At 73.3% G+C, this 25,129-nt stretch carries 21 protein-coding genes; 12 read left to right on the forward strand and 9 right to left on the reverse strand.

The annotated features are described in order from the left end of the window. The first annotated feature begins 8 nt into the window (after positions 1 to 8). From ACFVVL_RS15770 to ACFVVL_RS15780, 3 genes are read left to right on the forward strand one after another with little or no spacing between them, the layout of a single operon-like run. Positions 9 to 2,066: a thioredoxin domain-containing protein gene (locus ACFVVL_RS15770; protein ID WP_387675381.1), complete on the forward strand. Its 2,058-nt coding sequence runs from the start codon at positions 9 to 11 to the stop codon at positions 2,064 to 2,066. A 40-nt stretch (positions 2,067 to 2,106) separates the two neighbouring features. Next, entirely contained in the window at positions 2,107 to 2,997 is an 891-nt protein-coding gene (locus tag ACFVVL_RS15775) for a GNAT family N-acetyltransferase (protein ID WP_387675384.1), read from the forward strand. Between the two features lie 33 nt (positions 2,998 to 3,030). Then, positions 3,031 to 3,249 carry a hypothetical protein gene (locus tag ACFVVL_RS15780; RefSeq protein WP_387675387.1) on the forward strand — a complete coding sequence of 73 codons (219 nt, stop codon included), beginning with the start codon at positions 3,031 to 3,033 and terminating at the stop codon, positions 3,247 to 3,249. Between the two features lie 40 nt (positions 3,250 to 3,289). Here ACFVVL_RS15780 and ACFVVL_RS15785 read toward each other — a convergent pair whose 3' ends face one another. Then, complete coding sequence (locus ACFVVL_RS15785) at positions 3,290 to 4,222, reverse strand: hypothetical protein (RefSeq protein WP_387675390.1); 933 nt, start codon at positions 4,220 to 4,222, stop codon at positions 3,290 to 3,292. Between the two features lie 289 nt (positions 4,223 to 4,511). On the opposite strand from ACFVVL_RS15785, the gene ACFVVL_RS15790 reads away from it, so the two are divergent. After that, the gene (locus ACFVVL_RS15790) at positions 4,512 to 5,168 is read left to right on the forward strand and encodes a papain-like cysteine protease family protein (RefSeq protein ID WP_380296631.1); all 657 of its coding nucleotides are present in this window, start codon (positions 4,512 to 4,514) and stop codon (positions 5,166 to 5,168) included. Between the two features lie 952 nt (positions 5,169 to 6,120). Here ACFVVL_RS15790 and ACFVVL_RS15795 read toward each other — a convergent pair. Both ACFVVL_RS15795 and ACFVVL_RS15800 read right to left on the reverse strand, forming a co-directional pair. Further along, the gene (locus ACFVVL_RS15795; RefSeq protein WP_387675393.1) at positions 6,121 to 6,777 is read right to left on the reverse strand and encodes a TetR family transcriptional regulator; all 657 of its coding nucleotides are present in this window, start codon (positions 6,775 to 6,777) and stop codon (positions 6,121 to 6,123) included. An 8-nt stretch (positions 6,778 to 6,785) separates the two neighbouring features. Next, positions 6,786 to 8,348, reverse strand: coding sequence for an MFS transporter (locus ACFVVL_RS15800; protein ID WP_380294332.1), 1,563 nt, complete (start codon positions 8,346 to 8,348; stop codon positions 6,786 to 6,788). 308 nt (positions 8,349 to 8,656) lie between these two features. Here ACFVVL_RS15800 and ACFVVL_RS15805 point away from each other — a divergent pair, with 308 nt between their 5' ends. Beyond that, on the forward strand, positions 8,657 to 9,184 hold the full coding sequence (locus ACFVVL_RS15805) for a hypothetical protein (protein WP_387675396.1): 528 nt from the start codon (positions 8,657 to 8,659) through the stop codon (positions 9,182 to 9,184). Here ACFVVL_RS15805 and ACFVVL_RS15810 read toward each other — a convergent pair. Next, on the reverse strand, positions 9,155 to 9,829 hold the full coding sequence (locus ACFVVL_RS15810; protein WP_387675399.1) for a hemolysin III family protein: 675 nt from the start codon (positions 9,827 to 9,829) through the stop codon (positions 9,155 to 9,157). The two genes, ACFVVL_RS15805 and ACFVVL_RS15810, sit on opposite strands and share 30 nt — an antisense overlap. A 284-nt stretch (positions 9,830 to 10,113) precedes the next feature. Between ACFVVL_RS15810 and ACFVVL_RS15815 the strand changes: the two genes are divergently transcribed. Then, on the forward strand, positions 10,114 to 11,955 hold the full coding sequence (locus tag ACFVVL_RS15815; protein ID WP_380294335.1) for a phosphoenolpyruvate carboxykinase (GTP): 1,842 nt from the start codon (positions 10,114 to 10,116) through the stop codon (positions 11,953 to 11,955). Between the two features lie 246 nt (positions 11,956 to 12,201). Here ACFVVL_RS15815 and ACFVVL_RS15820 read toward each other — a convergent pair whose 3' ends face one another. Next, the gene (locus tag ACFVVL_RS15820) at positions 12,202 to 13,416 is read right to left on the reverse strand and encodes a pyridoxal phosphate-dependent aminotransferase (RefSeq protein WP_387675402.1); all 1,215 of its coding nucleotides are present in this window, start codon (positions 13,414 to 13,416) and stop codon (positions 12,202 to 12,204) included. A 263-nt stretch (positions 13,417 to 13,679) separates the two neighbouring features. On the opposite strand from ACFVVL_RS15820, the gene ACFVVL_RS15825 reads away from it, so the two are divergent. Beyond that, positions 13,680 to 14,396, forward strand: a complete 717-nt coding sequence (locus ACFVVL_RS15825) for a prepilin peptidase (protein WP_380294337.1) — start codon at positions 13,680 to 13,682, stop codon at positions 14,394 to 14,396. A gap of 148 nt (positions 14,397 to 14,544) precedes the next feature. Here ACFVVL_RS15825 and ACFVVL_RS15830 read toward each other — a convergent pair whose 3' ends face one another. Beyond that, a complete protein-coding gene (locus ACFVVL_RS15830; RefSeq protein WP_387675405.1) occupies positions 14,545 to 16,164 on the reverse strand; it encodes a chitinase in 1,620 nt (539 codons plus the stop codon). Positions 16,165 to 16,586: 422 nt separating this feature from the next. On the opposite strand from ACFVVL_RS15830, the gene ACFVVL_RS15835 reads away from it, so the two are divergent. From ACFVVL_RS15835 to ACFVVL_RS15850, 4 genes are all read left to right on the forward strand, one after another. Beyond that, complete coding sequence (locus tag ACFVVL_RS15835) at positions 16,587 to 17,381, forward strand: isoprenyl transferase (RefSeq protein ID WP_380294339.1); 795 nt, start codon at positions 16,587 to 16,589, stop codon at positions 17,379 to 17,381. A gap of 250 nt (positions 17,382 to 17,631) precedes the next feature. Then, a complete protein-coding gene (locus tag ACFVVL_RS15840; RefSeq protein ID WP_380294340.1) occupies positions 17,632 to 18,966 on the forward strand; it encodes a PhoH family protein in 1,335 nt (444 codons plus the stop codon). Positions 18,967 to 19,433: 467 nt separating this feature from the next. After that, the gene (locus ACFVVL_RS15845; RefSeq protein WP_380294341.1) at positions 19,434 to 20,204 is read left to right on the forward strand and encodes a transglycosylase SLT domain-containing protein; all 771 of its coding nucleotides are present in this window, start codon (positions 19,434 to 19,436) and stop codon (positions 20,202 to 20,204) included. 440 nt (positions 20,205 to 20,644) lie between these two features. After that, the gene (locus tag ACFVVL_RS15850; protein WP_387675409.1) at positions 20,645 to 22,096 is read left to right on the forward strand and encodes an AI-2E family transporter; all 1,452 of its coding nucleotides are present in this window, start codon (positions 20,645 to 20,647) and stop codon (positions 22,094 to 22,096) included. A gap of 86 nt (positions 22,097 to 22,182) precedes the next feature. Here the strand turns inward: ACFVVL_RS15850 and ACFVVL_RS15855 are convergent, their stop codons facing one another. Together ACFVVL_RS15855 and ACFVVL_RS15860 are read right to left on the reverse strand one after the other, a co-directional pair. Next, on the reverse strand, positions 22,183 to 22,725 hold the full coding sequence (locus ACFVVL_RS15855; RefSeq protein ID WP_387675412.1) for an alkyl hydroperoxide reductase: 543 nt from the start codon (positions 22,723 to 22,725) through the stop codon (positions 22,183 to 22,185). A gap of 3 nt (positions 22,726 to 22,728) precedes the next feature. Then, the gene (locus ACFVVL_RS15860) at positions 22,729 to 23,280 is read right to left on the reverse strand and encodes a peroxiredoxin (RefSeq protein ID WP_380294345.1); all 552 of its coding nucleotides are present in this window, start codon (positions 23,278 to 23,280) and stop codon (positions 22,729 to 22,731) included. 188 nt (positions 23,281 to 23,468) lie between these two features. Between ACFVVL_RS15860 and ACFVVL_RS15865 the strand changes: the two genes are divergently transcribed. Continuing rightward, positions 23,469 to 24,440 carry a LysR substrate-binding domain-containing protein gene (locus ACFVVL_RS15865; RefSeq protein ID WP_387675416.1) on the forward strand — a complete coding sequence of 324 codons (972 nt, stop codon included), beginning with the start codon at positions 23,469 to 23,471 and terminating at the stop codon, positions 24,438 to 24,440. Between the two features lie 39 nt (positions 24,441 to 24,479). Here ACFVVL_RS15865 and ACFVVL_RS15870 read toward each other — a convergent pair whose 3' ends face one another. After that, positions 24,480 to 25,103, reverse strand: a complete 624-nt coding sequence (locus ACFVVL_RS15870) for a TetR/AcrR family transcriptional regulator (RefSeq protein WP_380294347.1) — start codon at positions 25,101 to 25,103, stop codon at positions 24,480 to 24,482. Positions 25,104 to 25,129 lie beyond the last annotated feature (26 nt).

A 25,129-nucleotide genomic window follows, 5' to 3' on the forward strand; every position in this document is an offset into this window, starting at 1 on the left:
TGGGGAACATGCCGAACCGCCTCGCCGACGCGACGTCCCCCTACCTCCAGCAGCACGCCGAGAACCCGGTCGACTGGTGGCCGTGGGGCCCCGCGGCGTTCGACGAGGCAGCACGGCGCGGGGTGCCCGTCCTGCTGAGCGTCGGCTACGCGGCGTGCCACTGGTGCCATGTGATGGCGCACGAGTCCTTCGAGGACGAGGGGACGGCGGAGTACCTCAACGAGCGGTTCGTCGCGGTCAAGGTGGACCGGGAGGAGCGGCCGGACGTCGACGCGGTGTACATGGAGGCCGTGCAGGCGGCGACCGGGCAGGGCGGGTGGCCGATGACGGTCTTCCTGACGCCCGGCAAGGAGCCGTTCTACTTCGGCACCTACTTCCCGCCCGAGCCCCGGCACGGGATGCCGTCGTTCCGGCAGGTGCTGGAGGGCGTCCACGCCGCCTGGCGGGACCGGCGCGAGGAGGTCGGCGAGGTCGCCGCCCGGATCCGGGGCGACCTGGCCGAGCGGGCCTCCGTCTACGCGGCCGGCAGCGGGGTGCACCAGCCGCCCGGGGAGGCCGAGCTGCACGAGGCGCTGGTCGCGCTCAGCCGTGACTTCGACCCGCGGCACGGCGGCTTCGGCGGGGCGCCCAAGTTCCCGCCGGCCATGGCGGTCGAGTACCTGCTGCGCCACCACGCCCGGACCGGCTCGCAGGCCGCGCTGGAGATGGCCGTCCGCACCGGTGAGGCGATGGCCCGCGGCGGCATCCACGACCAGCTCGGCGGCGGCTTCGCCCGGTACGCGGTGGACGCCGGCTGGGTGGTGCCGCACTTTGAGAAGATGCTCTACGACAACGCGCTGCTGCTGCGCGCCTACCTGCACCTGTGGCGGGCCACCGGCTCCCCGCTGGCCCGCCGGGTCGCGCTCTCCACCGCCGACTTCCTGCTGCGCGAACTGCGCACCCCCGAAGGCGCGTTCGCCTCCGCGCTGGACGCCGACAGCCTCGACGAGGAGACCGGCGCCACCGCCGAGGGCGCCTACTACGTGTGGGAGCCCGGCCAGTTGGTCGACCTGCTCGGCCCCGCCGACGCGGCCACCGCCGCCCGGCTGTTCTCCGTCACCGCCGAGGGCACCTTCGAGCACGGCACCTCCGTCCTCCAGCTCCTCGCCGACCCCGAGGACACCGCCGAGTACGAGGCGATCCGGCAGCGGATGCTGGCGGCCCGCGCGGCCCGCCCGGCGCCCGCCCGGGACGACAAGGTGGTCGCCGCCTGGAACGGCCTCGCCATCGCCGCCCTCGCCGAGACCGGCGCCCTGCTGGAGCGCCCCGACCTGGTGCGGGCCGCCGAGAGCGCCGCCGACCTGCTGCTCGCCGTCCACCTCACCCCCGACGGCCGGCTGCTGCGCACCTCGCGGGACGGCCGGCCCGGTGCCAACGCGGGTGTGCTGGAGGACTACGCCGACACCGCCGAGGGCTTCCTCGCGCTGTACGCCGTCACCGGCGAGGCCGAGTGGCTCCAGCTGGCCGGCGGGCTGCTCGACACCGTGCTCAAGCACTTCGCCGACGAGCGCACCGGCGCGCTGTACGACACCGCCGACGACGCCGAGGAACTGATCCGGCGCCCGCAGGACCCGACCGACAACGCGACCCCGTCCGGCTGGACCGCCGCCGCGTCCGCGCTGCTCACCTACGCCGCGTACACCGGCTCGGACCGCCACCGGACCGCCGCCGAGCGGGCGCTCGGCATCGTCGGGGCGCTCGCCCCGCGCGCGCCGCGGTTCGTCGGCTGGGGCCTGGCCGCCGCCGAGGCACTGGCCGACGGCCCGCGCGAGGTCGCGGTGATCGGCCCGGCCGGCGACCCCGGGACGGTCGCGCTGCACCGGACCGCGCTGCTGGGCACCGCGCCCGGCGCCGTGGTCGCGTTCGGCGAGCCGGGCGCGGGCAGCGACGAGGTGCCGCTGCTCGCCGGCCGGCCGCTGGTCGACGGCGCGCCGGCTGCGTACGTCTGCCGGCACTTCACCTGCGACGCGCCGACCACCGACCCGGCGGAGCTCGCCGAGCGGCTGGGGGTGTCCACGCCCGGATAATGCGGTGGCCGGCGCCGGGGCGGCCGGGGGAGGATGGGTCATGCCCTGGATCCTCAGCACCGCCCTTGACGACTTCCGCACCCGGGCCGGCGGCTTCCTCGCCGCGCACCCGGCCGAGAACACCATGCTGCTCACGGTCACGGACCGGCTGGCGGCACGTGGCCCCCGCTCCTTCGGCGACGGCGTGCCGGTGTTCGGCTGGTGGCGCCCGGAGCCGGGCGGGGAGGTCGAAGGGGTGTTCCTGTGGACCCCGCCGTTCGTGCCGAGGCTGGGGCTGATGCCGGAGCGCGCGGCGGCCGAACTGGCCGTCGAACTCGCGGGTGCCGGTGGTGGAGCCGGTGCCGCTGTCGGTGCCCGGGCCGGGTCCGCGCCGATCACCGGGGTCGGCGGCGGGGTGGCGGCGGTGCGGGCGTTCGGCGCGGCCTGGGCCGGGGCCACCGGGGTCACCGGGACCGTCCGGACCAGTGAACGCCTCTACCGCCTCGGTGAGTTGACAAGCCCGCCACGCCCGCCGGCCGGTCGCTCCCGGCTCGCCGGGGCGGCCGACCGCGAGCTGCTGATCCGCTGGTTCGAGGAGTTCGCGGCCGAGGCGGACGTCCTCGTCCCCGATGTCGCGAGGGCGGTGGACGACCGGACCGCCGACGGCCGGCTGCACCTGTGGGAGGACACCGGGCGGCCGGTCGCGGTGGCCGGGGCCAGCGCGGTCGTCGCCGGGATGTCCCGCGTCGGCCCGGTCTACACCCCGGCCGACGCCCGCGGTCGCGGCTACGCCAGCGCCGTCACGGCGGCCGCCTCGGCCGCGGCCCTGGCCGACGGGGCGGCGGAGGTGCTGCTGTACACGGACCTCTCCAACCCGACCAGCAACTCGATCTACCAGCAGATCGGTTACCGGCCGGTGGAGGACTGCCTGGAGCTGGCCTTCGGGGAGTGACGGCGGCTGAGCCCGCCGGAGGCGGCGGCAGGGGTGCCGGCCGGGAACCTCGCGCTGTTCGCGCCGGCCCTGCCGGCCGGCGGCCTGCTGGTCCGCCGCTTCGGCGACCGGCGGGTGACCCCGCCGCCCGCGCCGCCCGACGGCCGGGAGCGGCTGCTCACGGCGGTCGCCGTACTGCTCGACTCGGCCGTGGGCGCGGCCGGCCGGCTGCTCCGGCGGGACGGCTGGATCCGTGACCCGGCGCGCCCGTGAGACCCGGCGGACCCGGCGGACCCGGCGGACCGGGGGAGCCTCACTCCCAGTCCCAGCCGATGCCCAGCAGGCAGGGCCCGACGGCGGTCGCGACCAGATGGACGCAGTGGTGGCCGTCGAGGGTCAACTCCTCGCTCTCGTACGGCTTCTCGTCCGGTGAGCGACGGGCGAAGCGGTGGCAGCGGACCGGCAGCGCGGCCGGGTGGAAGGTGATCTGCAGGACGTACTGCCCGGCACCCGTGTGGAAGCCGCGGACGTACTCGCAGCTCGGCTCGGGCGCCGGGGCGTCGTCGAAGCCGTAGCCGAGCAGATGGGTGTCGCCCGCGCGCAGCCGGCGGTCCAGCAGCAGTTCGGCGATCAGCAGGTCGTGGGCCTGGTCGCGGCGGATGCGGCCGGGCCGGCAGTTCTCCTCGGCGCGCACGCCGACCAGGGCGATGTCGCTGCCGGGGTCGCCCTGGTGGATGGCGAGGTAGCGGTCGATGCCGTCGCGGTGGGCGCGCAGGGCGTGCTGGGAGTCGCGGCGGCTCAGCCGGCGGTCGGCGCCGATCCGGATCCGCTCGATGTGGGTGATGGTGTGCAGGCCGCTGTCGCGCGGTCCGGCCAGCTCGGCGAGCAGGTCGTCGACGGCGGTGGCCGGGGTGATGAGGTCGCGGTAGGGGCGGACCGGCGGGCCGTCCGGGGTGGCGGGGGCGGCCCGGCGGGGGCCGAGCAGCCGGGTGAGGGAGTGCGCGGGGAGGTCCAGGACGCGTTCCAACTCCCGGACCGCGCGCAGTGATTCGGGGCGCTCGGGGCGGCGGTGGCCCTGCTGCCAGTAGCTGAGGCTGGTGACCCCGATGTGCACGCCGCGTTGCGCGAGGTGGTCGCGGATGCGGTGCAGGGCGAGGCCGCGGGCGGCGATCGCGGTGCGCAGGGCGAGGTCGAACGGGCCGGTGCGCAGCGCGGTGACGAGGTCGGGCTGGTCGGTCCGCTGCATGCGGTCTCCTCGGGTGGCGGGACGGGGGCGGCCCGGCGAGGGTCCGGGCGGAGGGCCCGGCCGGTCGTGAATATTCACATGTGGAGGGGGGTTTGTCACCGGTTCCGGCGTTCCTGGCGGGGGTTCCGGGGGCGCCGTTCACAGCGCGGCGGGCCCGTTCACACCCGATGGACGGGCCGTCGGGGGCCGTTGACCGGCCATGTCAACGGCGCGATGCTCGGTGGCGCGATCCGGACCGCACCCCCACACCTCTCGACTCCTCTGCCTGCCGCAAGGAGGCCCATCCCCCATGTCTGTCACTCGGATACGCCTGCGCCGCGCCGTCTCGGTGCTCGCACTCGGCGTCCTCGGCCCGGCGCTCAGCGTCGCGGCCGTCACCCCGGCCCAGGCCGCCCCCACGGCCCCCGGCCCCCAGCAGCGGGTGCGGCCCGCGGCCGCCGCGGGCACCACGGCCGACCTGGCCGGCACGTCCAAGAAGCTCAACCTCACCATGCAGCAGCAACAGCAGAGCAACTGGTGCTGGGCGGCGAGCGGCAACACCATCGCCACCTGGTACGGCTACAACTACAGCCAGAACCAGTTCTGCAACGCGGCGTTCGGCCGCTCCACCAACTCCGGCTGCCCCAACAACCAGGCCACGCTGGGCGACGTCCAGAACGCCCTGAGCTGGATCGGCATCAACCCGGGTTCGTACGTCAGCGGGTACCTGCGCTACAGCACGGTGCAGAGCGAGGTGAACGCCGACCGGCCGGTGGAGACCCGGATCCAGTGGAGCTCCGGCGGCGGCCACATGCACGTCCTGTACGGCTACGACACCACCAGCAACTGGGTCTACTGGGGCGACCCGTGGCCGTCCAACTACCGCTACAACTGGGCGGACTACAACTACTACGTGTCCAACGGCACGTTCTCCTGGACCCACTCCCTGTACCGGATCGGCGCGTGAGGGGCGACATGAGCAGCATGCACAAGGCCGCGGTCCGCCGCGGCGCGGCGGCCGTCCTGCTCGCCGCCGGCCTGGGGCTGGCGCTCGCGCCGGCCGCGTCCGCCTCCGGTCCGGCCGGTCCGGCCGGTTCCTCCGGTCCGGCCGGTGTCACCGGGGTGCCCGAGCCGGTGCCGGCCGCGGAGCTGGCCCGGGCCCGCACCGCGGTGCAGAGCCCGGCGGTGCTCGACCAGGTGGGCCGCTTCTTCGCCCGCAAGGACGCCCCGCCCGCCGGGCGGCTCGCTCCCGGCGCGGCCGGGGAGGCGGCGGCCGCCGCCACCGCGCCCCGGCTGGCCGGGGACACCGTGCCGGTGTACACGCTGGACGCCGCCTTCGTCTCCGGCACGCCGGGCGCACCGGTGGCCCGCGCCGAGTTCGCCGCGAGCCGGGTGGTGGCGGCCGACGGCCAGGTCGCCTCGGTCTGGACGGTGAAGCAGGACGGCGGCTGGCGGGTGGTCAACATCGCCACCGGCGGTGACGAGGGCGACTACGCGGCGCGGGCGGCCGACGGCGGTGGCGGGACGGCGTTCCGCGAGCCGCAGATCAACGCCTGGTACGTGCTGCGGGACGGCCGGGTGCTGCCGCTGGACGACGAGGCGCGCCGCTCGGTCGGCGAGTCCGGGGTGAGCCTGGCCGCCTACCAGGGGCTGGTCCGGCAGCGCTACGGCGACAAGCTGCCCGGCTCGGCGTACGACCGGGCGGGCCGGGGCGGTGGCTACGAGCCCGCCGCCCCGCAGCCGGCCGGCGGCACGGCGCTGCCCGCCGTGACGGCGGCCGCGGCCCTGGGCGCCACCGCGCTCGCGGGCGCGGGCGTGGCCGGGCGGGGGGGGGCCGGTGCGCGGGCGGGGGGGCGGACGGGGGGGTGCCGGGGGGGGGGCGCGGTCCCCGGCCGGGCCCCCGCCACCGGGCGCGTGCGCTACAGACCGACGAAGCCGTCCTCCAGGACCGCGAAGGCGCGGTCGACCAGCTCGGCGATGTCCTCGGCGCCCTCGGACTCGGCCCACCGCAGCACCGCCTCGGTGGTGACCGCGGCGAGCGCGGTGGCGGCGACCCGCATCCCGAAGGTCGGCTCCGGGAGGCCGGAGCGCCGGGTCAGCACGGTGAGGTAGAGCTGCCGCGGGTCGTTGGCGTTGTCCAGCACCCGGGCGCGCAGCGCCGGGACCTCCCTGACCAGCCGCATCCGGACGAGCATCTCCTCGCGCTCGTGGTCCATCAGGTGCCGGATCAAGCCGATGACGGCCTCCCGGCAGGAGCGCAGAAACGGTTCGTCGGAGGGGCGGGCGAGCAGGGCCTCGATCATCGCCGGGTCGTACTCGTCGGTGAGGACGAGGTCCTCCTTGGTGGCGAAGTACCGGAAGAAGGTGGACGGGGAAACCTCGGCGGCGGCCGCGATCCGGTCCACCGTGGTGTTCTCGTAGCCCAGCTCGGCGATCAGCCGGTACGCCTCGCGGCGGATGGCCTGGCGGGTCTTCAGCTTCTTCCGCTCGCGCAGCGACAGCGGCGCCTCCAGCATCGCCTGGATCGGATTGCCCGGTCCCGTCGGAGGTGCCGCTGCCGGCTGCGTCGCGTTCATGTCTTCGATTATCCGCGATCGGCCACGGGCACCGCGGCGGCTCCGGCGGGCGGCCCGGCCGGTTCCACGGCGGGCATCCGCAGCGCGACCAGCACCGCCGACAGCACCGCGATCACCCCGGAGACCAGCAGCACCACCGTCATCCCGTGCACGTAGGCGCCGTGCGCGGAGGCGGCCAGCGCGGGGTCGCCGGCCGCGGCGGCGACCGCGTCGGCGGCGACCACCGACCGCCCGGCCTGCTCGGCCGCGCCCGCCGCCAGCCCGCCGGTGTCCAGCGCGTCCCGGTAGGCGCCGGCGAGCAGGCTGCCGAAGACGGCCACCCCGATCGCCCCGCCGACCTGGCGGAAGGTCTGCAGCAGTCCGGAGCCGACGCCGGCCCGGGCGGGCGGCAGCGTGAGCAGGGCGGTGGCCTGCGCGGTGATGAGGGACAGGCCCATGCCGGTCCCGAGCAGGGTGAGCCAGAGGGCGGCGAGGCCGTAGCCGTCGGAGACCTCCGTCCGGCTGCCGATCAGCAGGGCGCCGGCCAGCAGGGCCAGCCCCAGGACGATCACCGTCCGGGGGCTGCTGCGGGCGACCAGCTTGTCGCTGAGCCGGGCGGCCACCATCAGGCCGAGCATCATCGGCATCAGCCGCAGGCCGGTGCCGAAGGCGTCCGCGCCGAGGACGCTCTGGAAGTACAACGGGAGCACGAAGAACGCGCCGAACAGGACCAGCGACACCAGCGTCGCGGCCACCGTCGACCAGCGGAAGGCGGCGTCGGCGAGCAGCGACAGGTCGAGCATCGGGGCGCTGCGGCGCCGGCTGCGCAGCACCAGCAGGGTGAGCGCGAGCAGCGCGCCGCCGACGGTGCCGAGCACCAGCGGGTCGGCCCAGCCGCGCTCGGGGCTCTCGATGATGCCGTAGGTGAGCGCGGCCAGCCCGCCGGCGCCGAGCAGGGTGGCGGGCACGTCGATCGGGGGAGCGGCGGGGTTGCGGGTCTCCGGCAGCAGGACGGCGCAGGCGGTGATGCCGATCGCCACCAGCGGCAGGTTGATCGCGAAGACCGCGCCCCACCAGTAGTGCTGGAGGACGAAGCCGCCGATCAGCGGGCCGAGCGGGGTGCCGACGGCCAGCGCCGCGGCCAGAATCGCGGTGGCGCGCCGCTGCTCGCCGGGCGGGAAGAGCCCGGGGATCACCGCCATGGACATCGGCATCACCAGCGCGCCGGCCAGGCCCATCGCGGCGCGGGCGGCGATCAGCGTGTCCGGGCTGTCGGCGAGCATGCCGACCGCGGAGGCGAGGCCGAACAGGGCCAGGCCCAGGGTGAGGGTGAAGCGGCGGCCGAAGCGGTCGCCGATCAGTCCGGCGGGGAGCATCACGGCGGCGAAGACCACCGTGTAGGAGTCGACGATCCACTGCTGCTGGCCGGTGGTGGCCCGGAGCTGCGAGGCCAGGGTGGGCAGGGCCACGTTCAGGACCGTCATGTCGAGGCTGATCACCAGGACGCTCAGCGCGACCGCGACGAGCGCGAGCCAGCGCCGTGGGTCCGGGCCGGGCGGGGCCGCCTGGCCGTCGGCGGGCGGAGTGGGCACGGGGGACCTCCGGAAACCTGGAAAGAAGTCGCTGTCAAATGACAGTAACTCCCAAAAGATGGCGGCCGTCAATGCGGGGCGGCCGCCGGAGGCTCGTCACGCTCCGTGATGTGTCCTGGAAGTGCGCGTTCCGCACGGGGAATTGACGCAACGTTGATCTGTCGTTCGCTGCTTTCGGGCGGTTGCGGGTGACTGACGGTAGATACGATGTGGCCGTCGGTCAGTGCGGGCCGATGCGTGCCGAGAGCGGAGAAGGGGTGGGGCGGCAGGGGCCGACCACGAGCCCGGCGCAGGAAGGGGAAGCCGAAATGGCCGTTCGGGAGTCGGGTGCCCAGATCTGGGGCGCCGCGGTGGTGGTGGGATCGGCGCTGGCCGTGGTCGCGGCCTATCTGATCCACGGCGCCGCGCTGGTGCTGGTGGTCGCCGGGATCGAGGTGCTGCTGCTGATGGTCTACGTGGGCCGGCGCTGGAGGCTGCTCCACCAGGCCCCGGATCCGCAGCGCCGGTCGGCCCCGCGTGCGCACCGGACGGCCGGCGGCACGGTGGACGCCGCGCACTGCGAGCGCTGCCGCCGGGCCCGGGAGGCCATCGACGCGCGCCAGGCCGGGCGGCCGGTCCGCGCCCCGTACGTGCACGAGCGCCACGACCGGCCGCGCGAGCGCCGGCGCGACGGGGCGCGCGAGCGGGCGCCGTACGAGCGGACGCCGCACGACCGGGCCCACGAGCGCCCGGTCCGGGAGTGGACGGCGGAACGGGCGGCCGTCCGGTCGCACGACCGGCCGACCGCCCGTCACGGGGCGCCGGGCTCAGCCGGCCGCGCTGTAGGCCACCAGTGAGACTCCGACGTACTGCGTGATGAAGGCCCCGAGGGTGAAGGCGTGGAACACCTCGTGGAAGCCGAACCAGCGCGGTGACGGGTCGGGCCGCTTGAGCCCGTACACGACGCCGCCGATGCTGTAGAGCACGCCGCCGACGATCATCAGCACCAGGACGGCGACACCGCCGGCGCGCAGGAAGTCCGGCAGGAAGAACGCCGCGGCCCAGCCCAGCGCGAGGTACACCGGCGTGTAGAGCCAGCGCGGCGCGCCGACCCAGAAGACCCGGAAGGCTATCCCGGCCAGCGCGCCGCCCCAGACCGCCCAGAGCAGCACCTGCCGGGCGGCGCCGTCCAGCAGCAGGATGGTGAACGGGGTGTAGGTCCCCGCGATGATCAGGAAGATGTTCGCGTGGTCCAGCCGGCGCAGCACCGCGTCGCCGCGCGGGCCCCAGTGGAAGCGGTGGTAGACCGCGCTGACCCCGAAGAGCAGCCAGGCGCTGACGGAGTAGATCGCGCAGGCGATCCTCGCGGGGCCCGGTTCGGCCAGGCAGATCAGGACGATCCCGGCGGCCACCGTGGCGGGGAACATTCCGGCGTGCAGCCAGCCGCGCCACTTCGGCTTGCTCTCCACACGCTCCGTGCTCTCCAGGAGCTCAGCAGTCATGAGCGGCATGCTACCCGCTACCTACGGCTCCGTAGGTTACTGAGTCGTAGGAAGTGGCGCTCATCACGACTTGGACGTTTTGGAGTATTGGATCGAGGGGGTGCGGGCCTTCGGGAGCGTCGGGAAGGCCTCACTACTGGCCGGTAATCATCCGTACTGTAGTAAAAGATGCGTCAACTCTGCCGATCTGCCGCGTTGAGGCCGGGGGTCCGGAGCTACGCTGCAAGCACCCTCAACCCCCGCTACGCCGTCTCCCCGCCGGGATGGCGTGAAACGGAGCGATCGTGTCGAACGAGAACTCGGCTGCTCTCAGCGCCGCGCCCACCCGCCACCAGCGTCTGCTGGCGTGGGTGGACGAGATCGCGGAGCTCACCCAGCCGGACCGCGTCGAGTGGTGCGACGGTTCCGAGGAGGAGTACCAGCGCCTCGCGGACCTGCTCGTCGCCCAGGGCACTTTCAAGAAGCTCAACGAGGAGAAGCGACCCAACTCCTACTACGCCGCCTCGGACCCCTCGGACGTGGCGCGCGTGGAGGACCGCACCTTCATCTGCTCCGAGCAGGAGAAGGACGCCGGCCCGACCAACCACTGGAAGGCTCCCGCCGAGATGCGCGAGATCTTCCAGGGCGAGCAGGGCCTGTTCCGCGGCGCCATGAAGGGCCGCACCATGTACGTCGTGCCGTTCTCGATGGGCCCGGTCGGCTCCCCCCTGGCCGCCTACGGCGTCGAGATCACCGACTCCGCCTACGTCGCCGTGTCGATGCGGGTGATGACCCGCATGGGCCGGGCCGTGCTCGACCAGCTCGGCGAGGACGGCGACTTCGTCAAGGCCGTGCACACCGTCGGCGCCCCGCTCGCCGAGGGCCAGGCGGACGTGCCGTGGCCGTGCAGCAGCACCAAGTACATCTCGCACTTCCCGGAGACCCGCGAGATCTGGTCCTTCGGCTCCGGCTACGGCGGCAACGCCCTGCTCGGCAAGAAGTGCTACGCGCTGCGCATCGCCTCGACCATGGCCCGCGACGAGGGCTGGCTGGCCGAGCACATGCTCATTCTGAAGCTCACCCCGCCGGCGGGCCCCGCGGGCGAGGCCGAGCCCAAGTACGTCGCCGCCGCCTTCCCGTCCGCCTGCGGCAAGACCAACCTGGCGATGCTCCAGCCCACCATCCCGGGCTGGAAGGTCGAGACGATCGGCGACGACATCGCCTGGATGCGCTTCGGCGCCGACGGCCGGCTGTACGCCATCAACCCGGAGGCGGGCTTCTTCGGCGTCGCCCCCGGCACCGGTGTCGACACCAACGCCAACGCGATCGACACCCTCTGGGGCAACACCGTCTTCACCAACGTCGCGCTGACCGACGACGGCGACGTCTGGTGGGAGGGCCTCACCGACGAGAAGCCCGCCCACCTGACCGACTGGCGCGGCGACGACTGGACGCCGGAGTCCGGCACCCCGGCCGCCCACCCGAACGCCCGCTTCGCCGTCCCGGCCGCGCAGTGCCCGACCATCGCCCCCGAGTGGGAGGACCCGGCGGGTGTGCCGATCTCGGCCATCCTGTTCGGCGGCCGCCGTGCCACCGCCGTCCCGCTGGTGACGGAGTCCTTCAACTGGCAGCACGGCGTCTTCCTCGGCGCCAACATCGCCTCCGAGAAGACCGCCGCCGCCGAGGGCACCGTCGGCGAGCTGCGCCGCGACCCGTTCGCGATGCTGCCGTTCTGCGGCTACAACATGGGCGACTACTTCGCCCACTGGCTGAAGGTCGGCGCCCTGGCGGACGCCGCCAAGCTGCCGAAGATCTACTACGTCAACTGGTTCCGCAAGAACGCCGACGGCAAGTTCGTCTGGCCGGGCTACGGCGAGAACAGCCGGGTGCTGAAGTGGGTCGTCGAGCGGCTGGAGGGCACCGGCGCGGGCGTCGAGACCCCGATCGGCGTGCTGCCGACCGTCGAGGGCTTCGACCTGGACGGCCTGGAGCTGTCGAAGGAGGACCTCGACCTGCTCTTCACCGTCGACGCCGACATCTGGCGTCAGGAGGCCGCGCTCGTCCCGGCCCACCTGGAGATGTTCGGTGAGCACACGCCCACCGCGCTGTGGGACGAGTACCGGGACCTGGTCGCCCGCCTCGGCTGAGCCTGAGCCTCAGCAGGAGCGGTAGAGAGGTCGGCGCGCTGCACGAACCGCGCGCCGGCCGGCGACAGGACGGCCGGAGCCCCGGTGGACGATCTTTCCCCGACCAAGGAGATCGCCCGGACCGGGACTCCGGCCGTAGCTCTTTTCCGGCCCGCCCGGCCGTAGCTCTTTCCCGGCCTGCCCGGCCTGCCCGGCCCGCCCGGCCCGCCCGGCCGAGGCTCGTCCGGGGCCCCCGGGCCGCCCGCCCTACGGCTGGGTGTAGCCGCCGAGGAAGACGCCGATCCGGGTGACCGCGTCGGTGATCTCCTCCGCGCGCGGCAGGGTGACCAGCCGGAAGTGGTCCGGCTCGGGCCAGTTGAAGCCGGTGCCCTGGACCAGCAGGATCCGTTCGGCCCGCAGCAGGTCGAGCACCATCCTGGCGTCGTCTTTGATCTTGAAGACCTTGGGGTCCAGCCGGGGGAAGGCGTACAGCGCGCCCTTCGGCTTCACGCAGCTGACCCCGGGGATCTCGTTGAGCAGCCGGTACGCGGCGTCCCGGGACTCCAGCAGCCGGCCGCCGGGCAGGACCAGGTCCTTGATCGACTGGCGTCCGCCGAGCGCCGCGGCCACCGCGTGCTGGGCCGGCATGTTGGCACACAGCCGCATCGAGGCGAGCACGTTCAGGCCCTCGACGTAGCTGCGGGCGTGGGTGCGCTCGCCGGAGAGCACCATCCAGCCGGAGCGGAAGCCCGCCACCCGGTAGGACTTGGACAGGCCGTTGAAGGTGACGCAGAAGAGGTCCGGCGCGAGGCTGGCGAGCGGGACGTGCTCGGCGTCGTCGTAGAGGATCTTGTCGTAGATCTCGTCCGCGTAGATCACCAGCCGGTGCCGCCGGGCGATCGCGGCCAGCCCCTCCAGCACCTCGCGCGGGTAGACGGCGCCGGTCGGGTTGTTGGGGTTGATCACCACCAGCGCCCTGGTCCGGTCGGTGACCTTGGACTCGATGTCCGCGAGGTCCGGGTACCACTCGGACTGCTCGTCGCAGCGGTAGTGCACGGCGGTGCCGCCGGCCAGCGAGACGGACGCCGTCCACAGCGGGTAGTCCGGGGCCGGGACGAGCACCTCGTCGCCGTCGTCCAGCAGCGCGGTCATCGCCAGCTGGATCAGTTCGGAGACGCCGTTGCCGAGGAAGACGTCCTCGACGGTCAGGCCGTCCAGGCCGCGCTCCTCGTAGTGCATCACCACGGCGCGGCGCGCGGAGAGCAGACCCTTGGAGTCGCCGTAGCCGTGCGCGGTGGAGAGGTTGCGCAGGATGTCCTGGAGGATCTCCGGGGGCGCGTCGAAGCCGAACAGCGCGGGATTGCCGGTGTTGAGCTTCAGGATGCGGTGGCCCTGTTCCTCCAGCCGCATCGCCTCGTCGAGCACCGGACCGCGGATGTCGTAGCAGACATTGGCGAGCTTGCTGGACTGGATGACCTGCATGCCTGCCTACTTTAGGGGTACGAACGGGCACTTCGGCGCGTGTCGCCGCACCCGCGCGGGACCCCCGGAGCCCGCCGTTCCGCTCCGCCTTCGATCAGGAGGCGCAGCCCTCGGGCCGCCTTGTGGATCGGCGGCCGGGCGCCCGGAACGGCGCCGAAGACGAGGAGCCGCGGAGGGGTGCCGTCCGGAACGAGACGGACGGCACACTGGTGCGGGCGCCGCCGGCCGTCGGCGGCCGCGTCAGGGGACGGAGGGGGCGGGCCGTGATCGCGAGCGCGCTGGGAGCGGTACTGGCCGGACTGCTGGTGGCACCGGCGCTGCGCGGACTGGTGGTGCGCTACGCCGTGCCGCAGGACGAACCGTGGTGCCTGGCCTGCCCGTCCTGCGGGCGTGAGCTGCGCGGACTGCCGCCCACCGGGCGGTGCCCGGGCTGCCGGACCGGGCTCGGCCCCGGCCCCTGGCGGGTGGAGGCGGTCACCGCGGCCGCGGCCGCCGCCGCGCTGGCCGCCGCGCACCCGGCGGACGCGCTGCTGCTGCTCTGGCTGGCCGGGCCCGGTGTGGTGCTCGGCTTCACCGACGCCCGGGTGCACCGGCTGCCCTACCCGCTCACCTGGACGCTGGCGGCGGGCCTCGCGGTGCTGCTGACGGGCGTGCAGCTGGCGCAGGACGCCCCGGGGGTGCTGCTGCGCTGCCTGCTGGTGGCGCTGGCCGCCGGGGTGCTGTTCGAGGTGCCGGTCCAGCTGGGGCTGGTGGGCGCGGGGGACACCGTGCTGGCGCTCGGCCTCGGCGCGCTGCTCGGCCGGTACGGCTGGTCCGCCGCCTTCGCGGGCCTGGCCGCCTTCGTGCTGCTGGCGGGGCTCTGGTCGGTCGGTGTGCTGCTGACCGCCCTGGTGCGCCGCCGTCCGGTGCGCGGCCGGGAGGTGCCGCTGGGGCCGTTCCTGCTGCTCGGCACCCTGCTGGCGGTGCTGGGCCACTCCTGAGCCCGCCGGGGCGGCCACTCCTGAGCCCGCCGGGGCGGGAGGCGCCCTCCGCCCCGGAACGCGAACGGGCCCGCCGTACCGGTCAGGTACGACGGGCCCGCCGCCGACGCGCAGGCCCCACCCTCAAGGAGCGGCGCGCCGGGGGGAGTTACGGCATCTGGTGGACGAACGAGCCGACCGTGTTGGCGAAGGCGTTCCCGTTCACGGAGTCCCAGTTGGTGGACCAGGTCATCGCGCCCCGGATGGTCGGCCACTTGGCCGGCGGGACGAAGCTTCCGCAGTTCTTGCCGGCGGCCAGGCAGTCCAGCGCGTTGTTGACGACGCTCGGCGCGACGTAGCCGCCACCGGCCGCCTTGCTGGAGGCGGGGACGCCGATGCCGACCTGGTCGGGCCGCAGACCGCCCTGGATGTGGGTGCAGATCTGCGAGGTGATGAAGTCGATGGTGCCCTGGGTGTAGACCTTGCCGTCGCAGCCGTTCATGCCGCCCGAGTTGTAGAACTGGGTGTTGACGACGGTCAGGATGTCCTTGGTGTTCAGCGCCAGCTGGAAGTAGGCGCCGGCGGTGGAGTACATCCCGATGGTCTCCGGGGCCATCGTCAGGACGAAGCTGGAGCCGATCTTGGCCTGGAGGCTGTGCAGGGCGTTGGCCATGTGCGTCGCGTTGACGCCGTTCTCCAGGTCGATGTCGATGCCGTCGAAGCCGTAGTCCTTGATGACGGCGTAGGCGGTGTCGACGAAGGTCTGGGCCGCGGTGGCGTCGTTGACCGAGATGGCGCCGTTCTGGCCGCCGACCGAGATGATGACCTTCTTGCCGGCCGCCTGCTTGGCCTTCACGTCGGCACGGAACTGGGCGTCGGTGTAGCCGCCGAGGCCGGCCGAGAGCTCCGGGTCCAGCTTGAAGGTGATGGCACCGGCGCGGTTGGCGACGGCGTCGGCGAACGAGACCGCGATGATGTCGTACGCGGCCGGGACGTCGCTCAGCTTCTGGAGGTTGTTGCCCTTGTTGTCGAAGTTGTGCCAGTAGCCGGTGATGGCGTGCTTCGGCACCCCGGTGTTCGGGTTGCCGGTGGACGTCGCGGTCGGCGTCGGGGTGACCGTCTGGGTCGGGGTGGGGGTGACCGTCTGGGTGGGGGTCGGGGTGACGGTCTGGGTCGGCGTGACGGTCGGCGTCACCGTGGGGGTGACGGTCGGGGTGGGGGTGACCGTCGCGGTCGGGCTCGGGGTGACGGGCCCGCCCGGGCCGCTCAGCACGACGTCGTCGGCGAGGAAGGCGCTCTGGCCGTACCAGCCGTGCAGGTAGACGGTGATGCTCTTGGCGCTCGCACCGGTGGTGAAGGTGGTGGAGAGCTGGTTCCAGCTGTTCTGGTTGGACCAGACGCTCGGGTCGGTGCCGCCGGTGCCGCGGGCACCGAGGTAGGCGTACGGGCCCTGGACCCAGGCACTCAGGGTGTAGCTGGTGTTGGGCAGCACGCTGATGGTCTGGGTGCACTCGGCGGTGTCCCCGGCGCTCGGCGTGGCCTGCAGCGCGCCCGAGCCGGAGTGGACCGGCGTGGAGACGGCGCTCGCCGCGCCGGCGCAGACCCAGCCGCTCAGCGAGCCGTCGAAGCCGCCGTTGGCGACCAGGTTCCCGGCGGCCGCGTTGGCGCCGCCGGCGAAGAGGGCGAGGCCGGTGCCGGCCAGGGCGAGAGCGGTGGCGCCCGCGGCGAGGGCCGGGACGGGGCCGCGGCGGCGCTTGTGCGACACGGGCCGGTTCAGCGTACGGGCCATGGAGGTGCGCTCCTGTGGGGGAGGAGCGGCCGCCGCGGTGGGGGGCGCGGCGGCCGCGTGTGGGGGAGGGCATTGCGTCCGAAGTACTGCCTTGACGAGGGCGGGTCCGGTGTTCTGTTCCGCCCTGGGAACAAAAGCTGGACTAGACCATTGGGGGTCGTCAAGCATTGAACCGTCGGCTTACGGATTCCTTAAGGAATCGGAGACCGTTCCGTATCCGGCCGCCGGGCGTTCCCCGGAGCGTCCCCGGAGCGCCGTTCCGGCGCGTTCAGGCCAACGCGGACGCGCCCGCCGGGACAGACTTCGTACAGGACCGTGACCCTCCCGCGACCTGCGGCTTTCCCTGCCGCCACAGCGCGGGAGTAGGCTGCGCCGGGGGTTCTGAAGCACCCGGTGAAGTGAGCACGGAGGGGCCGAAAACCATGGGTCTGCGCGATGTCGTCGAACGCACGCCGGGTCTGCGCGTCCTGCTGGACGGGATGTACGGCCTCTACGGGCGCCGGGTCGAGGTGCACCTCGCCCGCACCCCGCACCACATCGGCGTGATCCTCGACGGCAACCGCCGCTGGGCCCGTGCGACCGGCGGCTCCACCGCCTACGGCCACCAGCGCGGCGCCGACAAGATCAGCGAGTTCCTCGGCTGGTGCGACGAGACCCACGTCAAGGTCGTCACCCTGTGGATGCTCTCCACCGACAACCTCGACCGCCCGGCCGACGAGCTGGTCCCGCTGCTCGGGATCATCGAGGACGCCGTCACCAACCTCGCCGCCGCCCGCCGCTGGCGGATCAACCCGGTCGGCGCGCTGGACCTGCTGCCGCAGCACACCGCGGACGTCCTGAAGCGGGCGGCCGAGGAGACCGCGGGCATCGAGGGCATCACCGTCAACGTGGCCGTCGGCTACGGCGGCCGGCACGAGATCGCCGACGCCGTCCGCTCGCTGCTCCAGGAGCACGCCGGCCGGGGCACCTCGATCGAGGAACTGGCCGAGATCCTGGACGTCGAGCACATCGCCGAGCACCTCTACACCAAGGGCCAGCCCGACCCCGACCTGGTCATCCGCACCTCGGGCGAGCAGCGGCTCTCCGGCTTCCTGCTCTGGCAGAGCGCGCACAGCGAGTTCTACTTCTGCGAGGCGTACTGGCCGGCCTTCCGCAAGGTCGACTTCCTGCGGGCGCTGCGCGCCTTCGAGCAGCGCAACCGGCGGATGGGTCTCTGACGGGGGCCGGAACGTCCCGGGCGGGCGGGGCCGGCGCCCCGGGCGGGCGGGATTGACCACCGTAGGGGCTGGCCTACCCGGCTGCCGGGCGAGGCCAAACGTTCACCCGCAATGATCCGTCAGTTCTCCGACGGCGCGAATGCACCGCCCCCCGCCTGGGAATACTCCGATCAGACCGGCCCCGAGGCCACCGGGGCAGCGGGGGCCGGCTTGCCGCGGATGACGCAGGGTCATCCGCCCTGGAGGCCTAGTGGTCAGTTCCAAGAGCCGCCGGACACCAGACCGGCGCACGTACGTTCTCGACACCAGTGTGCTCCTGGCGGACCCGCTCGCCATGACCCGCTTCGAGGAGCACGAGGTCGTCCTCCCGGTGGTCGTGGTCACCGAGCTGGAGGCCAAGCGGCACCACCCGGAGCTGGGGTATTTCGCCCGCCAGGCGCTGCGACTGCTCGACGACTACCGGATCCGGTACGGCCGCCTCGACGAGCCCATCCCGGTCGGCGAGCTCGGCGGCACCATCCGGGTGGAGCTCAACCACTCCGACCCGTCGATACTGCCGGCCGGCTACCGGGCCGGTGGCGGCGAGGCCGACACCCGGATCCTGGCGGTGGCCCGCAACCTGCAGGCCGAGGGGTACGACGTCACCGTCGTCTCCAAGGACCTGCCGCTGCGGATCAAGGCGTCCTCGGTCGGCCTGCTCGCCGAGGAGTACCGGGCCGAGCTGGCGATCACCTCCGGCTGGACGGGCATGGCCGAGCTGCACGTCCCGGCCGACGACGTGGACGCGCTGTTCGCGGCCGGCCACGAGGCGGGGGTGGACGTCGACGGCACCGCCGAGCTGCCGGTGCACACCGGACTCGTGCTCACCTCCGAGCGGGGCAAGGCGCTCGGCCGGGTCACCGGCGACGGGCGGGTCCGGCTGGTGCGCGGGGAGCGCGAGGCGTTCGGCCTGCGCGGGCGCAGTGCCGAGCAGCGGGTGGCGCTGGACCTCCTGCTCGACCCGGAGGTCGGGATCGTCTCGCTGGGCGGCCGGGCCGGTACCGGCAAGTCCGCGCTGGCGCTGTGCGCCGGCCTGGAGGCGGTCCTGGAGCGGCAGCAGCACCGCAAGGTGATGGTCTTCCGGCCGCTGTACGCGGTCGGCGGCCAGGAGCTCGGCTACCTCCCGGGCACCGAGACGGAGAAGATGAGCCCCTGGTCCCAGGCGGTCTTCGACACCCTCTCGGCGGTCACCAGCCCGGACGTGATCGAGGAGGTCATCTCCCGGGGCATGTTGGAGGTCCTGCCGCTGACCCACATCCGCGGGCGTTCCCTGCACGACGCCTTCGTGATCGTGGACGAGGCGCAGTCCCTGGAGCGCAACGTCCTGCTGACGGTGCTGTCCCGGATCGGCCAGGGCTCGCGGGTGGTGCTCACCCACGACGTGGCGCAGCGGGACAACCTCCGGGTCGGCCGCTACGACGGCGTGGTGGCGGTGGTGGAGAAGCTGAAGGGGCATCCGCTCTTCGCGCACATCACGCTGACCCGCTCGGAGCGTTCGCCGATCGCGGCGCTGGTGACGGAGATGCTGGAGGACGTCAACCCGTGAGCCGCTGACATCCGGGGCTCATCCTGACCATCCGGACATTCGCGGACAAAAGCACCAATCCCCGGCACGGGGCCCGTTCCTGACGGAGCGGGCCCCGTCCTTTTCATCACATCGAGTGCTTTGCGTCCGGCGAACGCCGGTTCGGTGAATGTGAGATCCGCCACGCAACGGGGAATTGCGTCGACAGGTCCCCGTGCGGCATGGTGAGGGTTCTGTCAGGCCCCGCGTACGGCATGGCAGGGCTTCCGGAAGACCGGGAGTCCGGCCCGGACGGTCCACCAACTCCGGTCGGTGGACGCACAATTGAAAACCGAGAGCCGTACGCCGCCCGATCACAACGCCCGGTCGCCTCACCTCGGCCGGACGCCGGGTCAGTACCTCCCGTGACCAGCACCGTACGGAGGACAGCGCCAAGGGGCATGTTGCGCCCGTACGGTCACGCGTGGGCGATGCTGGAAGGAATCCATGTGACTCGGATCTCGGTCCGGGGAGTTGCTGTCGCCTCCGCCACCGCCGTCACCGCTGTCGGTGCCGTCGTCGGCATGGCCTCGGGCAGCGAGGGCAAGACGACGCAGACGGTCGACGTCGCCGGCGCGACCCTGCTTGCCGAAGTCCCCTCCGGCGCCCAGGCGCAGACCATCAGCGACAACATCGGTACGCAGGCAACCGCCCAGCAGGCCGCCGCCGACGCCGCCGCCAAGGCGGCCGCCGAGCAGAAGGCCGCCGAAGAGGCCGCCCGCCAGCAGGCCGCCGCCGAGGCCCAGGCCAAGGCCGACGCCGCTGCCAAGGAGGCCGCCGAGGCGGCCGCCAAGGCCGAGGCGGAGAAGGCCGCGAAGGCCGCCGAGGAGAAGCGCAAGGCCGACGAGGCCGCCGCGAACCGCTCCAAGGCACGCTCGGCGATGGCCGCCACCGACAGCACCGCGTCCGCCCCCGCGGTCTCGGTCAGCCCCGGTTCGGTGCAGGAGCTGGCCCAGCAGATCGTCGGCAACGACGCCCAGTTCCAGTGCTTCAGCCAGATCGTGAAGCGCGAGAGCGGCTGGAACTACACCGCCACCAACAAGAGCTCCGGCGCGTACGGCCTGGTCCAGGCGCTGCCCGGCTCCAAGATGGCCTCGGCCGGCGCCGACTGGCGCACCAACCCGGCCACCCAGATCAAGTGGGGCCTGAACTACATGAACAGCCGCTACGGCAGCCCCTGCGGCGCCTGGTCGTTCTGGCAGTCGCACCACTGGTACTAGGAACACCACCGCGGCCCCCGGTCACGCACTCGTCGTGACCGGGGGCCGCGGTGTTCGTCTCGACGCGCCGTCCGTGACGGCGCACTCCGCCCGGGGAGCGGGCCGCGCCGCCCGGGCCGCGCTGACCAGTGCGCCGGCGGGCGGTGCGGTCCTGGGTGCGGACGCGGGGACGGGGAGGGGTCCTGGTAGCTCCCCGCGCCGGCCGGTCCGCCGACAGGTGGCTCCGTGTTCCCGACCGACTCCTCCCCGCTGCCCGGCGCCTGAAACCACCGGGGACGTGCTGGTTTGCCCCGGAATCGGCCCCGAAGAACCCGCGCGGAACGTGCCCTCGGAGCGGACTCACCGCCTCCCGGCCGGGTAGCGTCTTCCTGACGGCCGTGGCGGGACCCACGGCGTGCCGCCGCACCGGGCGGCTCCGGCGGGGAGAAGTGGTAACGAGCATGGCGCGGGGCGGAAAGGCCTTCAAGGCCGTGGCCAAGGGCATGGCCGTGGTGGCGAGCGCGGCCGCCGTGATCGAACGGCGTCGGCGGGCCGCGATGGCGGCCGACTTCCACGAACCGCCGCTGTCCGGGCTGCCCCCGCTGCCGGCCGACCCGCTGCCGGGCCCGCGCTCCGGGGCCACCCCGCCGTCCGCGGTCCCCGCGCCGGCTCCTGCTTCCGTTCCCGTTACCGTTCCGGCGCCCGTCCCCGCGCCCGCCGCTCCCACCGCTCCCACCATTGCACCCGCGCCGCCGTCGCCCGCCGTCCCCGCCTCGCACGGGCACTTCGGCCGGCCCGCCACCCCCGCCGAGGCGGTGCCGTGGGGCCTGCGGGTCGCCGCCGAGTCCACCTGGCGGCTGCTGCTCCTCGGCGCCGCGCTGTACGTCGTCTTCTACATCGTCGACATGCTGCGGCTGGTCGCCTTCGCGGTGCTCGCCTCGCTGCTGATCTCCGCGCTGCTGGAGCCCACCGTCTCCTGGCTGCGCCGCCACGGCGTCCCGCGCTCGCTGGCGGCCGGCGGGGTGTTCATGAGCGGACTGGCCGGCATCGGGCTGGTCGGCTGGTTCGTGGTCTGGCAGGTGACGACCAACCTGGAGACCGTCACCAGCAAGGTCAAGGCCGGTGTCGACCAGCTGCGGGACTGGCTGATCACCGGGCCGCTGCACCTCACCGAGCAGCAGATCACCGACTTCGCCAACCAGATCACCAAGGCGATCAGCACCAACACCGAGCAGATCACCTCGGCGAGCATCACCGGCGCGCAGATCGCCGTCGAGGTGCTCACCGCCGTCCTGCTCGCCTTCTTCACCACCTTCTTCCTGCTCTACGACGGCGAGCGGATCTGGAACTGGGCGCTGCGCGGTCTGCCCCGGCACTCCCGCTACGCGATGGCCGGCGCCGGCCCGAAGGCCTGGGCCACGCTCACCGCCTACGTCCGCGGCACCGTCTGCGTGGCCTTCATCGACGCGGTCTGCATCGGCATCGGCATCCAGCTGCTCGGCGTGCCGATGGCCCTGCCGCTCGCCGTGATCATCTTCCTGGGCGCCTTCGTCCCGCTGGTCGGCGCGCTGGTCACCGGGACGGTCGCGGTGCTGATCGCGCTGGTCACCACGACGCCCTGGACGGCGCTGATGGTGCTGGTCGTGCTGATCGCCGTCCAGCAGATCGAGGGCCACGTGCTCCAGCCGCTGATCCTCGGCCGCGCCGTCCGCGTCCACCCCCTCGGCGTGGTCCTCGGCGTGGCCGCCGGCTCCATCATCGGCGGCATCGGCGGCGCCATCGTCGCCGTCCCCCTGATCGCCGTCACCAACACCGTGGTCACCCACCTCCGCCGCCGCAACGAGGCCGGCCAGGCCGTCTTCACCGCCCTCGAAGCCGCCCGCGAAGCCGCCACCCGCCCCCCGACCGCCTGACCCCCCGCCCCCCGACACACACGGACGGGCCCCTCGCCGGGACTCGGGGGGAGTCCGGGGGAGGGGCCCGTTCGGGGTGGTGCGGGTCAGGCGGTGGCGGTCGCGAGGGCGGCCTCGGAGTCGAGGACGCCGGCGACGGCCTGGAGGACGGCGGCGATCTTCATCGAGGCCTGGACGACCTCGCGGTCGACGCCGGCCTTGCGCAGGACGGCCTCGTGGGAGTCGAGGCACTGGCCGCAGCCGTTGATCGCGGAGACCGCGAAGCACCAGAGCTCGAAGTCGACCTTCTCGACGCCCGGGGTGCCGATGATGTTCATCCGCAGACCGGCCCGCATGCTGCTGTACTCCTTGTCGGAGAGCAGGTGCAGCGTCCGGTAGTAGACGTTGTTCATCCCCATGATCGCGGCCGCGCCCTTGGCGGCGTTGTACGCCTCCGGGGAGAGGTTGGCCTTGGCCTCGGGCTCCAGCTCGCGCAGGACGGCGGGGCTGCGGGTGGCCATCGCGCAGGAGAGGACGGTGCCCCACAGCTGCTGGGCGGGGAGGTCCGAGTTGCCGATGACCGAGCCCAGGTTGAGCTTGAGGTCCTTGGCGTAGTCCGGGAGGGCGGACTTCAGGTCGTCGAGGGCCATGGGTCAGCCCGCCAGCAGGGCCTGGGCGTCGAGGGTGTCCTCGCCCTTGTTCCAGTTGCACGGGCACAGCTCGTCGGTCTGCAGGGCGTCCAGCACCCGCAGGACCTCCTTGGGGTTGCGGCCGACGGAGCCCGCGGTCACCATGGCGAACTGGATCTCGTTGTTCGGGTCGACGATGAAGACGGCGCGCTGGGCGGTGCCGTCCGCGTTCTCGACGCCGCAGGCACGCATCAGGTCGTGCTTGATGTCGGCCAGCATCGGGAACGGCAGGTCGTTGAGGTCCTTGTGGTCCTTGCGCCAGGCGTGGTGCACGAACTCCGAGTCGCCGGAGACGCCGAAGATCTTGGCGTCACGGTCGGCGAACTCCTCGTTCAGCTTGCCGAACGCGGCGATCTCGGTCGGACAGACGAAGGTGAAGTCCATCGGCCAGAAGAAGACGACCTTCCAGCCGTTCTGGTCCTCCGAGGTGTAGTCCTTGAACTCCAGCTTGTCAGCGGACGGGCCTTCCACGCCCTTGAGGTTGTAGGCCGGGAACTGGTCGCCGATCGTCAGCACGTTCGCTTCTCCTGAGAGGGGTGGGGAGTTTGTCCGGTTTGCGGAACGGGTTCCACCATTCCACATCGTGGACTGATCAGGGAAATAGCTACACTCGATGTGTCTGATCGGAGAGAGTTATCAACAGCCCCGTGCCCCCCGCCCGCCCCGCCCGTCGCAGGGGTCCCGCCCGCAAACCCGAGGCGACTGTGGCGAACGCCACCCCGCGCAGCCCCCGGACACCCACGGTCGCCCAGCTCAAGGCCTTCGTGGCGGTGGCCGAGCACCGGCACTTCCGGGAGGCCGCGGCGGCCACCGGGACGAGCCAGCCGGCGCTCTCCGGAGCGGTCGCGGCGCTGGAGGAGTCGCTGGGCGCGCAGCTCGTCGAGCGTACGACGCGCCGGGTGATGATCACCCCCCTGGGGGAGCGCGTACTGGAGCACTCGCGCCGGGTGCTCTCCTCCCTGCAGGCGCTCACCGAGGAGGTGGAGGCCGCCCGCCGGCCGTTCACCGGACCGCTGCACCTGGGCGTCATCCCGACCGTCGCGCCGTACCTGCTGCCGACCGTGCTGCGGCTGGTCCGCGACCGCTACCCGGAGCTGGAGCTGCACGTCCACGAGGAGCGGACGCCCTCGCTGCTGGAGGGGCTGGCCGCCGGGCGGCTGGACGTGCTGCTGCTGGCGCTGCCGGCCGGCGGCGGCGCGCCGACCCGGGACATCCCGCTGTTCGACGAGGACTTCGTGCTGGTCGCCCCGCCCGACCACGAGCTGGCCGGCCGGGTCGACGTGCCGCGCGACGTGCTGCTCGACCTGGACGTGCTGCTGCTGGAGGAGGGCCACTGCCTGCGCGACCAGGCCCTCGACATCTGCCGCGAGGTCGGCGCCGACCCGGCCGGCTCCACCACCCGGGCGGCCGGACTCTCCACCCTGGTGCAGCTGGTGGCCGGCGGTCTCGGGGTGACCCTGCTGCCCGCCACCGCGCTGGACGTGGAGGCGGGCCGCACCGACCGGCTGGCCGCCGTCCGCTTCGCCGCACCCGCGCCGGGCCGCCGGATCGGCCTCGCCACCCGGCCGGGCTCGGCCCGCAGCGCCGAGTACGACCGCTTCGCCGTCACCCTGCGCGAGGTGCTGGCGGAGCTGCCGGTCCGGATCGTCGAGCCGCAGCCGCAGCCGCAGCCATAGTCGCAGTCGCAGCCGTAGCCCCGGCCCCGGTCCCGGCCGTCAGCCCGCGGCGGGCGTGCCGAGACAGAGCCCGACCGTGGTGGCGACCAGCAGGTCGAGCGCCCGGCGGGACTCCTCCTCGGGATCCTCGCCGGCGGCCTTGAGCACCAGGTAGCGGTCGGTCAGCCCGTTGAAGCCGGCCAGGAAGTACACCGCGATCTCCTGCGCGGGCAGCGCCGGCGGGTGCCCGTGGGCGGCGGCGAGCCCGGTGAGGAGTTCGGCGGCGGTGGCCTCGATCTCGTGCTGGAGCGCCCGCATGATCTCCTGGAGGTCCGGGTCGCGCAGCGACATCGCGGAGAACTCGGTGATCAGCGCGCACTTCCCGCGCTCACCGACGGCGCTGTCCCACAGGGCGTAGACCATCGTGCGGATCTGCTCGCCGAACGGGCCGTCGTCCGGCGCGGACGCCCGCACCTGGCCGATGAAGTCGGCGGTCAGCTCCTCGACGACGGCCCGGTAGAGGTCCTTCTTGGTGCCGAAGGTGTAGTGCACCGTCGCCTGTGCCACGCCCAGCTCGGCCGCGATGGCGCGGGTGCTGCCGGCGGCCACGCCCTCGCGGGCCATCAGGTCGATGGCGGCCTGGATGAGTTGGGGGCGCCGTTCGGCCGCCGGGACATGAGCCATTGGGCCAGGGTATCGCCATGTTCACA

Source organism: Kitasatospora sp. NPDC058115, from assembly GCF_042884635.1.
Lineage (GTDB): Bacteria > Actinomycetota > Actinomycetes > Streptomycetales > Streptomycetaceae > Kitasatospora.

What these genes read in the sequence shown, in the direction of transcription:
- ACFVVL_RS15855 (WP_387675412.1), bottom strand. Translation starts at nt 22,725, where the DNA reads ATGGCCCTCGACGACCTGAAGTCCGCCCTCCCGGACTACGCCAAGGAC.
- ACFVVL_RS15805 (WP_387675396.1), top strand. Translation starts at nt 8,657, where the DNA reads ATGGCCGTTCGGGAGTCGGGTGCCCAGATCTGGGGCGCCGCGGTGGTG.
- ACFVVL_RS15775 (WP_387675384.1), top strand. Translation starts at nt 2,107, where the DNA reads ATGCCCTGGATCCTCAGCACCGCCCTTGACGACTTCCGCACCCGGGCC.
- ACFVVL_RS15790 (WP_380296631.1), top strand. Translation starts at nt 4,512, where the DNA reads ATGTCTGTCACTCGGATACGCCTGCGCCGCGCCGTCTCGGTGCTCGCA.
- ACFVVL_RS15795 (WP_387675393.1), bottom strand. Translation starts at nt 6,777, where the DNA reads ATGAACGCGACGCAGCCGGCAGCGGCACCTCCGACGGGACCGGGCAAT.
- ACFVVL_RS15870 (WP_380294347.1), bottom strand. Translation starts at nt 25,103, where the DNA reads ATGGCTCATGTCCCGGCGGCCGAACGGCGCCCCCAACTCATCCAGGCC.
- ACFVVL_RS15820 (WP_387675402.1), bottom strand. Translation starts at nt 13,416, where the DNA reads ATGCAGGTCATCCAGTCCAGCAAGCTCGCCAATGTCTGCTACGACATC.
- ACFVVL_RS15835 (WP_380294339.1), top strand. Translation starts at nt 16,587, where the DNA reads ATGGGTCTGCGCGATGTCGTCGAACGCACGCCGGGTCTGCGCGTCCTG.
- ACFVVL_RS15810 (WP_387675399.1), bottom strand. Translation starts at nt 9,829, where the DNA reads ATGACTGCTGAGCTCCTGGAGAGCACGGAGCGTGTGGAGAGCAAGCCG.
- ACFVVL_RS15770 (WP_387675381.1), top strand. Translation starts at nt 9, where the DNA reads ATGCCGAACCGCCTCGCCGACGCGACGTCCCCCTACCTCCAGCAGCAC.
- ACFVVL_RS15830 (WP_387675405.1), bottom strand. Translation starts at nt 16,164, where the DNA reads ATGGCCCGTACGCTGAACCGGCCCGTGTCGCACAAGCGCCGCCGCGGC.
- ACFVVL_RS15850 (WP_387675409.1), top strand. Translation starts at nt 20,645, where the DNA reads ATGGCGCGGGGCGGAAAGGCCTTCAAGGCCGTGGCCAAGGGCATGGCC.
- ACFVVL_RS15785 (WP_387675390.1), bottom strand. Translation starts at nt 4,222, where the DNA reads ATGCAGCGGACCGACCAGCCCGACCTCGTCACCGCGCTGCGCACCGGC.